Origin of the sequence: Coprococcus sp. OM04-5BH (assembly GCF_003482105.1) — a bacterium.
Classification (GTDB): Bacteria; Bacillota; Clostridia; order Lachnospirales; family Lachnospiraceae; genus Coprococcus.
The window spans coordinates 477211-489463 of sequence record NZ_QULM01000001.1 but is presented as its reverse complement, the minus strand read 5'-3'; the positions used below and the strand labels follow the sequence as shown (position 1 = coordinate 489463).

Genomic DNA, 12253 nt, shown 5'->3' with positions numbered 1-12253 from the left:
CAGGTGTTTATCCTCTTCATTCTGCAAATGATTTTCTGCTTTGTAGTTACGTCACTTCAACGCTTTAAATTGCACTAAATTATAGTATAAACTTTTATTGGGATTTTAACAAGAGAAAATTTAAAAGACCATGAAACAGATTTCTTCCCGATATGTATACAAAATTCCCGATACATATTGCAGATACTATCCACTCCATGGTCTTTTTTATATTCTGATATATCTCTTTTTTATGATGATCATTCCAAGTCTGATCTACTCGTCACGCTTCTCGTACACGGCTTCATTTGTGAACTGTATACCCAGCTTGTTGAAGGTGTTCATATCAACAGATGAAAGCATTGCTGTCGTATGAAGCTGGCAGCCTGCAAGCTTCGGAAGCTGTTCAAGGGCAAGCTTTGCATTTGGATCTGATACAGCACACATTGAAAGGGCAATAAGCACCTCATCTGTATGAAGTCTTGGATTTTTGCTTCCAAGATAGTTTGTCTTAAGACGCTGTATCGGTTCAATATAATTTCTGGAAATAAGATGTATACTCTTGTCTATATCTCCGAGAACCTTTATGGCGTTAAGCAGTACGGCTGACGCAGGTCCAAGCAGGTCACTTGTTGAGCCAGTGATTATCCTGCCGTCCTCAAGCTCAAGAGCCGCTGCCGCCGCACCGGTCTCCTCAGCCAGAGCCATGGCAACAGGCACAACCTTTCTGTCATTCACAGTGATCTTAGCCTGCTTCATAAGAAGCTCCTGCTTATATACCTCATCCTTTGTTGCCTCATCAAGGACCATTCTGTTCAATGACTGATAGTATCTTCTGATGATCTCCTGTCTTGAAGCCTCCTGGCACGCCTCGTCATCAACGATACAGTTTCCTGCCATATTTACACCCATATCTGTAGGCGACGCATATGGGCACGAACCGTATATAGCCTCAAACATTGCAGCAAGTACAGGATATATCTCCACATCTCTGTTGTAATTAACTGTTGTCTCTCCATACGCCTCAAGATGGAAGGGATCGATCATATTCACATCATTAAGGTCTGCTGTAGCTGCCTCATAGGCGAGATTTACAGGGTGCTTAAGGGGAATATTCCATATTGGGAAGGTCTCGAACTTGGCATATCCTGCCTTAACTCCACGCTTGTTCTCATGGTAGAGCTGTGACAGACAGGTTGCCATCTTACCGCTTCCGGGTCCCGGTGCAGTAACGATAACCAGTGGTCTTGTGGTCTCCACATAATCATTCTTGCCATAGCCCTCATCACTGACTATTGTGGCTACGTTGTTAGGATAGCCTTCTATTGAATAGTGGTGGTACACCTTTATACCGATATTTTCCAGCTTCTTCTGGAATGCGTCTGCGGACTTCTGGCCTGCGTATCTTGTAATAACAACGCTGCTCACGTAAAGCCCCTTCTCCCGGTACACACCTATAAGTCTTATTACGTCCTGATCGTAGGTTATACCCAGATCGTGTCTTATCTTATTCTTATCTATATCTGCGGCATTAATGGAAATGATCATCTCTGCCTGATCTGCAAGCTGGAGAAGCATCTGAAGCTTACTGTCAGGGGCGAATCCCGGAAGTACTCTTGACGCATGATAATCATCAAATAGCTTTCCGCCAAACTCAAGATACAGCTTGTCGCCGAACTGTCCTATCCTCTCCCTGATATGCTCAGACTGCATAGACAGATATTTTTCATTGTCAAATCCTATTTTCCTCATATTTGTCTCCTCGTTCCTATTGAACATCATGGTATCGCCCAATGCTACCTCTCACTTAATGATTCTCCGCTCAATAATTTCTATCCGGTACCAATATAAATTTAATAATATTAATCAAAAGCCCAATCAGACTAAATTATATATTAGCTTTTGCCAGATTACAATAAGAAAGTTAATATTAGCCGCACTGATGATAAAGCAACGATAAAACATCGAGCAGCAACCATTGAAATTGCCTACGGCAAGGGTTGCTGCAACGTAACGATGTCATAGACATCATTACATAACAAAAGACAGCCACCGGACGAAATAATCCATCCCGGTGACTGTCCATATGATTTAAGAGAAAAATGAGACTAATTAAAAATCAAAAACCTTATTTACTCTTTGTAATTGCCTGTACGTTAGCTGGCTTTGTTGTCGGCTCTGTTGTCGTCCATGAACCATCTGATAACCAGATCTCTCCATCCTTATCCTTGTAATGTATGTAGCTTACTGTGTATGAGTCATGATCCTTTGATGCAAATGCTTTTGCTGTTCCTACTTCAAGTGTATCAAGATCCTTAACATCTGCCATTGCCCAGATCTCGTCCATATCCGTCTGAGAAACTGTTGTAGCATCCTTAGCATAAAGCTCTGAATACTTGGCCTGCGCAGCTGTGTAGCAGCTCTTTGCATTTAATACGATCTGCTTTTCTTTTGCCTTGTCGATGTAACCAAGTAATGCAGGTACAAGAATTGCTGCAAGAATTGCTAAAATTACAAGTACAACTATCAACTCAACAAGTGTAAAACCTTTGTTATCCTTCCTCATTCTCTTCATAATAATTTCCTCCTAGATGTGTGTGATTATTTTTTCTCTTATTGTGCCGCTATAACCGTAGCAGCCACGGTCTCCGGTCTCATTCCGGATCGTTCCTGCCCTTCCGGGATAGTATCTTTCGTTCATCAAGTACACTGTAATTCTACCAATTTCGACGTGCAAAATCAAGAAATTTTTCCTTTGTCGTGAAATGTTTCACAATTTCATTTGTGAATATTGCACAACAAGCATCATTGACATATTTTAATATATATGTTCACTTTGTGCTGGCTTTAAAAGCTGAAAATGACATTTTTTCAGCAGAAAACGACGTGAAATTAAATTTTTTCTTCATTTTCTGTCTTGTGACCGGCTCTTCATGAAAAAAACATTTTGATTTCTTGAAATTTTCGCCGGATATTTATTGTGTTTTCGCTATTTGGGGCTCTGAAAAATCGTCATTTTTACCATATACTCATACAGTGTACAGAGTATGGATCTTCAGTCCTTTTATTAGAAAAACTGCTCCAGATCCTTAAGATCATTTGTATACTTCCTTGCGGAATCCATGGTGATCTTTCCTGCACTTACAAGACGACACAGATCTGTATTCAGGGTATGCATACCCACTCTGGCACCTGCCTGCATTGCGGTTGAAAGCTGGTGACATTTGTTCTCTCTTATAAGGTTTGACACAGCGTCTGTTCCCACAAGGATCTCGGTTCCCGGAACTCTGCCGGTACCTGTTGCATTTGGCATAAGGCACTGGGTAACCACACCATTTAACACGCTGGCAAGCTGGGTTCTGATCTGGTTCTGTATATATCCGGGACAGGCGTCGATAATTCTGTCTATGGTCTGGGCTGCACCTGTGGTATGGAGGGTAGACATTACAAGATGTCCGGTTTCTGCCGCCGTGAGGGCTGCCGATATGGTCTCGTAGTCACGCATTTCTCCCACCAGGATTATGTCGGGATCCTCACGAAGTGCACTCCTTAATGCAGCAGCGAAGCTCTCCACATCCCTGCCCACTTCTCTCTGGTGGATAAGTGCCATTTTCTTCTCATAGGTATACTCGATAGGATCCTCAATGGTGATGATGTGATCCGGTCTTGTGGAATTGATATGATCTATCATTGAAGCCAGGGTTGTTGACTTACCTGATCCTGTAGGCCCTGTAACCAGTATCAGTCCTCTCGGCTTCTCAGCCAGAGTATTCAGAACCGGCGGAAGTCCCAGCATGGACAATTCAGGTATAGTGCTGTTTAACAATCTTATAGTTGCCGCAAGCCTGCCCTGCTGCCTGAATATATTTACCCTCTGCCTGTTGCCGTCTGACGTGCGGACAGCAAAATCCACATCCTTGCCGGCTTTAATGTCAGCAAGCTGCTTATCATCCATCATATCCACCAGCATGTCCTCAATGTCTTCGTCCGAATAAGGAACAGGAATTTCCATAAGCCGTCCATTTACCCTGTACATAAGAGGCATACCCACAGATATATGTATGTCCGAGCATTTATTTGCCCTGGCGTCTAAAATAAGTCCATCAATCTTCATATAATCCCTCCATGATAATTATTGGTATTTCTTAAATTTTATAGAACCAGAAGACCCTGCCTCCGTATGGTTTTTCTTGCAGACATACCCTCCAGCCTGTACAATTCCTGCTTCAAATGTGATCTGCTTCCAGGATAATAGTAATGGAAGAAAATTGTTCTCCCAAGTCCTCTACATCGACAGTCCGGATACCCTCTTCTCTCAACATCCTGGCAAATATCCCCTGTCCGGAAATCTTCGTCCCGGAGAATGTACCATCGTAAATCTCTTTCACCCCACAACTGGGACTACGGGATTGCAATATTGCAAGATCAACCTGATTTTCCTTCGCAATGGCAAGAGCTTTTTCTGCACCGGAGTGAAATTCTCTGTCCACGTTTATACCTTCTTTGTTCATCACAACTCCATTTACGATTTCCGATGGACAACGGGGTGTAGACAGACCACCTAAGACTTCCGGGCACACCGGGAACATTTGGTGTTCCTTCGCCAGCTCACAAACTATTTTATTGTAATTGTTACCGCCATTGTACTTGCAATTTTCGCCCAATAAGCAGGCACTTACCAGAATTTTCATTCTTGCTCCTTATGATTTCTTGCCGTTTTCGTCACCGCTAAAATCGAAAAGCTTCAGCCCATAAATCTTATAACCCACAAACCTTCTAATCATAATATGCTGCCTTCGCCATTTCCTCCACAGTAGTAACACCCTGCTCTACCAGCTCAAGGGCACTCTGCTTCAAGGTCTTCATGCCAAGGTTATCTATGGCATAAGTCTTTATTTCCTCAACACTGGCACCATTTGTTACCATTTTCTTTATCTGCTTGTCTATAGGAAGGATCTCATGAATTGATATTCGTCCCTTGTATCCGGACTCATTGCACTGCCTGCAGCCCTTGGCGTGCATAACATGCGGGAGCTTCCTTCCTGCTATGTATTCTTCTTTTGACGTCATTTCCTCAGATACCGCGCAGAAAGGACATACCTTTCTTACCAGTCGCTGTGCCACGATACCCACCAGCGAGCTTGCGATCATGTACGGCTCAACGCCCATATCCTCAAGACGGGCGATGGATGAAGCTGCATCATTTGTGTGAAGGGTTGACAGAACCAGATGTCCGGTGATAGCGGCTCTTACGGAGATAGCCGCTGTTTCGGCATCTCTCGTCTCACCAACCATTATTATGTCCGGATCCTGCCTGAGCAATGCCCTAAGCCCTACTTCAAATGTAAGTCCTGCGGTATTATTTACCTGTATCTGGCTGAGCTTCGGAAGGTTTTTCTCCACAGGATCCTCGATGGTTGATATGTTCACCTGCCTCTTTGACAGGGACTCAAGCATCATATAAAGAGTTGTGGATTTTCCTGAGCCTGTGGGGCCTGTTATGTAGATAATTCCACTTGGAGAATTTAACATTTCGCTTACCAGTGCAAATGATTTCTCGTTCATGCCAAAGGACGCCGGATAATCAATCTTTCCTGTTCCCGCAAGAAGTCGCAGAACTGCCTTCTCGCCAAATACCGTAGGCACCACCGAAACTCTTATATTAAGATTATTTCCGTCTACACTTGTTCTGAAATGTCCATCCTGGGGTATCCTTCGCTCGGCAATATCCAGATCCGCAAGGATCTTAACTCTGGCAATAAGGGAATTGTGGATATTCTTCTGTATGGTCATGAACTCCATAATGACGCCATCAACTCTCATTCGCACAGTGGTCTGGTGCTCAAAGGGTTCAATGTGTATATCTGAAACCCCTGAATTATAGGCTCTCAGAATAATACTGTTAAGAAGGTTTATGATAGGTGTATCATCGTCGCCATCCTCAACATTTATATCTACTATGTTTTCCTCTTCGATACTGTTCTGGGACGCCTTAACCGCTGCCTTTCTCGCCGACACCTCAGAATAATAATACTGGATCGCCGAGGCAAGAGGCGCCTCCTCGCAAAGGGATATCTGAAGATCCATTCCCACGATCTGCCTGATATCTTCAATTCCATAGAAGTTCATTGGATCATTTACCAATATAAGATATCTTCCATCCTTTACCCCATATCCAAGCATGCAATATTTCTCTGCCAGCGCCTCAGGAACCATTTCCACAGCGTCAACATCTATGGACAGATCTGAGACATTTGCCACGCCATATCCAAGTCTCTTGGCAAGAGCCTCAAGCATTTGTTTTTCTGTAATATATCCAAGCTGTATGAGTGCATCGCCGAGACGAACGCCCTTGTTCGCCTGCTTGTACTCCATCGCCTGGGCTATCTGATAATCATTTACATAGCCGAATTCCACAAGAACTTCGCCTATTCGTATATTCCGGTTCATCTCCATATCAAAATCTTCGCCCTTCTCACACAATTTCTGCAAATGCGTGATCTTACAATCCACATTCCGCCACAAGCCATTTTATTTCTTGACTTATCAACCTATTTTCTGCAAATATCTTCCCTACTCAGTTCCCTCTACCTCATCCCCGGGATCGCTCATATACAGCTCTAGGCTGATATCAAGTACCTTCTCGGTAACAAGATTGTAGGTTCCGTCATTGTTATAATCAAGCTGTCTTCCCTCTGTCCAGGAATATGATACAACTCGTACCTTCTCTCCGCTGGCTACCATATCATCAAGAAATTTCTCAAGATCTGCCCTGTTTCCTCCGAGACGCATATTCACATATGCCACATATATTCCAACCGCTGACATATCCGTAGTTGTACCATCCGAGTCTGACGAAGCATCTCCCGTATCCGTTGATCCGCCTGAGCTTGATCCGCTTGAATTTGAACCGCTTGAATATGTATTGTCCAAATAATCTACCGCATCCACTGCATCTTCCTGGTCATCTTCAGACGCATCGGTGTCATCATCTTCACCCCTATCAGAATACTGGTAAGGCACCAGACTCACCACCGTGTCATTTACATCTATATCAAGATCATAGGAATAAAGATTGTAGGAAAGAGCCTTTCCTGTCAGCAGCTTGTCTATGTCAGACGCTGCCATCACCGGATAGAAATCCTTACGCTTCTCGATTATGTCCTCTTCCATCTTTTCATTATCCACCTGAATAATAGTCAGATTAGTAAGCTTAATCTCATTTTCAGACTGAAGAGCCTCCTGTTCCTCTATTTCCTTGTTTATTTCCCTGACACTTTTGACCAGCGGATATATGCCGAGATATCCGATAACAAACACTATCACTATGATTACCAGGGCAAATAGCAGTTTCTTGTCTCTTTCTGTCATCTTAGTCTGCATCTGCTTCACCTCCCTGCTTTCCTGCGGATTCCGAAAGTATGCACATAACATGTATGTTCCAGAGTTCCGTGTCCTCTTCAAAAGCATATCCGGTATAATCTATGTTGTTAAATATATCTTCATCCGTAAGACGCTTAATGAACTGGTTTATAAGGTCAACATTTTCAGCCTTTGCAACCATGGTTACAACTCCTGTATCGGAATTAAAGGACTCAATATCAACATCGGCATATCCCTTTGCACATGTGCCTATGATGTTCCTTACCTCTGCACTACAGTATGGATAAGTATCCAGATTGTCCGAGATCTCGTTGATGGCATAATACTGTCCGGAGATATATGTATTTCTGGCAAGGAGTGCATCGTACATGCTGGCCTGACTTATGACCGCCGGTGACTCATTATAATCCTTAAGCTCCGTGAGCTTGTTATTTCTCATCACCTTATATGCAAATGTCCCTCCAAAGCCAAGCAGCATAACTGCCGTAACCGCAGCAACTGCACCAATCTTCTTCATGGTTCCTGCGTCAGTTTCTTTCCTTGCCTTGTGCATGCCTGAATAATATACAAGGAAGTTCTGTCTCTTCTGGACACAGCCCAATCCCGACACTGCCTGTATGGTCCTCTGGATGTCATAATTTCCGTTGCATTTTATCCTCTTTGTATCTGCAAATACCGACACCGGCGTATTTATTCCATGACTCTCAATGGCATTTCTGTATAATGGAACATTTCCAGAGCTTATACCTGCAAGAACTATCTCCTCCAGCTCATACTCGATCTGATTTGCCTGCATGAACTGGATGATCTGGCTGACGGATTTGCCCACATCAAGGGCATAGCTCTCGGTTCCCGGAACGCTGAAGCATCTGGTACTGTTATAGTAATAGAACCTGCCATTTACCCAGAGTATGGTGGTAAGGTTCATGTTGTCGGCGACCTCCATGACAAACGTCTTTCTTGTGGTGGCTATAGTTGATGCCGTCAGGGATATCAGTGCACCCTCGCCGGAATACATTCCCTTAAGGCCTATACCTGCCAGCTTGAACAGTTCAATATATGTCTCCACGAATTCCTTGGTGGCACTCTCCACATACAGCTTGTTCATTGGAACAATGGTCATCTTGCTGTCCGGCTTGAAGCTTATGCTTCCGTACACTCGCTCTGTTCCTGCTTCTATATCGGCGAATTCCCTTCTGATGAAATCCCGCTCCTTTCTCTCTGACATTGCAGGAACATCAAGGTTCTTACTTATTATCTTGTTACTGTTTACTACCAGATACACATCATTTGCATTTAAAGAATTGGCCTGCCAGAATTCCTTAAGGCAGTCAGCGAGAGAATTAATATCCGTCACCGTACCGTTTATGATACTGCCCTCCGGTGCGTCCAGGATGCAGCAGTCATTTATTGTTATCTTCTTGCTTCCCCTTGTACCGGTTATAATCTGTATACTCTGATTTGATAAATATACTACTGTACTCATTTGTCTCTCACCGCCTTACTGATAACTATTGGCTATTGCCTGGTATGAACCGTAGATCGGCTGGATAATAGCTATCATGATAAATCCAACTGTAACTGCCATAACTACTATCATGGCAGGCTCCACCATTGCAACCAGCTTGTTCATAGCTATCTCAGAATCATAGGACATCTGGTCCGCCGTTGACTTAAGCATGGTATCTAAGGAACCGGTCTCCTCACCCACAAGTATTGATGAAGTAAGCTTCTTCACGAAACCGTCAACACTGTTTATGGCGTCACTCAGGTTGGCACCTGCCCTTACCATAGCGATAACATTGTCGAACTGCTTCTCTATATACCTGTTGCCGATGGTCTCCCTGGCTATTCCCAGTGCCGTAACTATAGGGATACCTGCAGAATACAGAGACGACAGGGTTCTGGCAAATCTCGCCGTATATATGACCTTGTTTAATTTGCCGAACACGGGCAGCTTAAGCTTTAGCTTATGAAGCACATAGGCCACCGCCGGTATGACTACGATAAGCCTTATTGCCATAACACCGACTATCACTGCAAATATAAGTATGTACCACTTCTTTGACACAAAACCGCTTATTGCCAGCAATATCCTGGTGGCTGCCGGGAGTGTCTCCATCTGTGCAAATAATGACTCAAACTGAGGTATAACAAAACCCATTATGATTATGAGCACCAGAACTATCAACACGCACAGTATCTTAGGGTAGGTAAACGCACTGGACAGCTTCTGGCTGAGCTTATAATCCTTCTCGTAATAATCAGCCATCTGCAGTGCCACCCGATCCAGATTACCACTGGATTCCGAGCTTTTTATCATGTTGACAAATAAGGTTGGGAACACGCCCCCCTGCTCAATAAGCGCATCGGACAACGGTATACCTGAACGCACCAGCCTTAAAACATTTGCATATATAGTCCTTTCCTTAGGTGATATGGATTCATCCTCTGATATGATCTTAAGAGCTCTCACCAATGACACGCCGGAGGCAACCAGCTCACCTATATTCCTTGCGAATTCCGCAACCTTGTCGGATTTCAGCTTTCTCGAGGAAGTCTTTCCCTTTATCAGCTCCGCACTTACAAGGAACAGCTCATCCTTTTTCAGTTTTTCGTGAAGATCGTTCTCATCAACGGCCTGCATGACACCCTTAAAGGCTCGTCCGCCGGCGTTTCTTGCCTTATATCTGTAGCTGTCCAATATATTTCTCCTTTGTTATATTATACCTGATCATTGTTATCCTTTACTGTTATTACCTCTGACCATTTTACAGATCACCATTCCGCCCATGTATACTTTACTGGTAGAATGCCGCCTTGATAAAATCTATGTATTTGTCCAGTAACTGTGTTCCCACAAATATAGATATGGCCATGCCGGCACACAGGAAAGGACCGAATGCGAAATGATCCTTCTTGCCCTTCTTTCTTCTTGCCATAAGGATCACTCCGTATATTCCACCGGCAACCAGACCTATGAAGAAGCCCATAACTGTCATCTTCCAGCCAAGGAAGAAGCCTGCCGCGAACATAAGCTTGATGTCTCCACCGCCGAAGCCCTCAGGGATAATGAGCACTATCAGGAACAACGGAAGGCTTATACAGAACATTCCTATTATACGATCAAGGATACTGACGCCCCCTACGGTCCATATTGATATGATGCCAAGGATCAATACTGCAACATTCAGCACCGGTGGTATCTCCATGGTATCGTAATCTATGAGAGTTATAATGGTAAATACCGTAAATAACAGGAATATGGTCAGCGCCTTTAATGTTATTCCGTAATATGCTGTAAGTCCCACTGCACATATACCGCCGAATAACTCAACCAACGGATATCTTACGGATATCTTCTCCCCGCAATATCTGCATTTACCTTTAAGTCTGATCCACGAGAATATCGGTATAAGATCCTTCACTGCCAGCTTGTGTCCGCAGGAACGGCACATTGATGAGCCCTTCGTGAAACCCTTCTTCTCCGGAAGACGATATATCACAACATTTGCAAATGAAAATACAGTGATACCTATCAGGAAAAACACCAGATATATAAGTCCCTTTGATAAATAAATTGAAATTGTAAGCCAGTTCATATAACTCTCCTTATCTTGTCATTTTATGGTTTTCTGTTTACTCCCCAAAATCAAACAGCTTGAATATATAATTTACCCGGTAACTTCCGCCGGTGTTCTTATCATAGGTATATATTACCTGGAATGATCCTGTTGTGTATATAAACCCTGTTACCACCCTGTTACCGATGTCATACGACGTGATCTTTATGCTTCCCTTAAGTTCCAGGATTTCATCAATCCTCTCCCGGACTCCTTAACCCATGCCACTCGCCCTGGTATTATCATAGATACTGTCTCCCATGGCATAATATTCAATGGATATCATCTGAAAGGAAAGCTTGATGTTCTTGGCTTCCCTCAGGGCAATCCTCCCATCTGCAGATATCCTGAAATATATGATGACAGGCGTACCAAATACCAGCAGCACCAGCAATACAATGAGTACCACCTTAAGCCGTCCCCGTCTTCGGTTTTTTAGTGTTGTCTCTGCAACTCCCATATTTCATCTCCAATGTAATCCTTGATCCTGCTTATTGTATCATTTGTATTCCTCAGATCCAATAACCCCTCCTGCTCAAATCTGATTAGGGTCTCATATACTTATAATATATTTTACTTCCGGACAATTCCCGAAACATCAGCGTCCGTGAAATTATAACACTCTATGTACTGGGTGCCGGTGTAATCACCGTACTTGTCACTATGAATAACAAGCTCAAGCCTGATGATATTGCCGCCCACATGGGTGAATGTCATGCTGCTTACCTTGTAGCCCTGATAGGTCTTAGGGTCAAAGGTCCAGTCAACACCTCTGCCGGGCTTCGTCCCGGTGCCCCCATCAACCACCACAGGATAGTAGTAAATATCAAGATAATCGTCCACAACACTTATCTTCACATGGCTTCCTGTCCTGTCATAGAAATCAATATATGAGCCATCATCTCCTATTGCCATATATTCCATGGCGCCTCCGGTGATACGGCTATCCACAGTACTTCCAATACCACTCACCTCGGTATCATTCACATCTGCACCGGTAACGGCTCCCTCAATCTCGCCAACCACCTTGGTAGCCACCATGTCTGCCACCTGCCTTCCGGTGTCAACGCCCTTGGCATGGTAGTATATGCCCATGACCGACGAAATGATAAGCATGGCACACACCATAAATATACCAAGAAGTGCAAAACACACAATCAATTCCACCAAAGTAAAGCCGGTGTCCTTATTCAGTTGTCTTTGCTTTCTGCCAATTCTATATCCCATAAATTTCTCCGCAAATACTAACTAAATTTCACAACCTATGA

Annotated in this window: 11 protein-coding genes; all 11 read right to left on the bottom strand. The window is 43.7% G+C overall.

Features of this window, described 5'->3' with window-relative positions:
• Window positions 1–255: 255 nt before the first annotated feature.
• Window positions 256–1731, bottom strand: a complete 1476-nt coding sequence (locus tag DXB54_RS02180) for a DUF1846 domain-containing protein (RefSeq protein ID WP_021938328.1) — start codon at window positions 1729–1731, stop codon at window positions 256–258.
• A 376-nt stretch (window positions 1732–2107) separates the two neighbouring features.
• Window positions 2108–2554 (bottom strand): prepilin-type N-terminal cleavage/methylation domain-containing protein, encoded by a 447-nt coding sequence (locus DXB54_RS02175; RefSeq protein ID WP_021938329.1) that lies wholly within the window; start codon window positions 2552–2554, stop codon window positions 2108–2110.
• A 492-nt stretch (window positions 2555–3046) separates the two neighbouring features.
• Window positions 3047–4093 (bottom strand): type IV pilus twitching motility protein PilT, encoded by a 1047-nt coding sequence (locus tag DXB54_RS02170; protein ID WP_021938330.1) that lies wholly within the window; start codon window positions 4091–4093, stop codon window positions 3047–3049.
• 112 nt (window positions 4094–4205) lie between these two features.
• Window positions 4206–4670 carry a DUF523 domain-containing protein gene (locus DXB54_RS02165; RefSeq protein WP_021938331.1) on the bottom strand — a complete coding sequence of 155 codons (465 nt, stop codon included), beginning with the start codon at window positions 4668–4670 and terminating at the stop codon, window positions 4206–4208.
• A gap of 85 nt (window positions 4671–4755) precedes the next feature.
• A complete protein-coding gene (locus DXB54_RS02160) occupies window positions 4756–6492 on the bottom strand; it encodes a GspE/PulE family protein (RefSeq protein WP_330426333.1) in 1737 nt (578 codons plus the stop codon).
• Between the two features lie 60 nt (window positions 6493–6552).
• On the bottom strand, window positions 6553–7362 hold the full coding sequence (locus tag DXB54_RS02155; protein ID WP_021938333.1) for a hypothetical protein: 810 nt from the start codon (window positions 7360–7362) through the stop codon (window positions 6553–6555).
• Window positions 7352–8848: a type IV pilus biogenesis protein PilM gene (pilM, locus tag DXB54_RS02150; protein WP_118694099.1), complete on the bottom strand. Its 1497-nt coding sequence runs from the start codon at window positions 8846–8848 to the stop codon at window positions 7352–7354. The genes DXB54_RS02155 and pilM overlap by 11 nt, the downstream gene beginning before the upstream one ends.
• Before the next feature lie 15 nt (window positions 8849–8863).
• Complete coding sequence (locus tag DXB54_RS02145; RefSeq protein ID WP_118694098.1) at window positions 8864–10066, bottom strand: type II secretion system F family protein; 1203 nt, start codon at window positions 10064–10066, stop codon at window positions 8864–8866.
• A gap of 97 nt (window positions 10067–10163) precedes the next feature.
• Window positions 10164–10964: a prepilin peptidase gene (locus tag DXB54_RS02140; RefSeq protein WP_118694097.1), complete on the bottom strand. Its 801-nt coding sequence runs from the start codon at window positions 10962–10964 to the stop codon at window positions 10164–10166.
• Between the two features lie 235 nt (window positions 10965–11199).
• Window positions 11200–11445, bottom strand: a complete 246-nt coding sequence (locus tag DXB54_RS02135; protein ID WP_118694096.1) for a hypothetical protein — start codon at window positions 11443–11445, stop codon at window positions 11200–11202.
• A 113-nt stretch (window positions 11446–11558) separates the two neighbouring features.
• Window positions 11559–12212, bottom strand: coding sequence for a type II secretion system protein (locus DXB54_RS02130; RefSeq protein ID WP_118694095.1), 654 nt, complete (start codon window positions 12210–12212; stop codon window positions 11559–11561).
• Window positions 12213–12253: the final 41 nt, after the last annotated feature.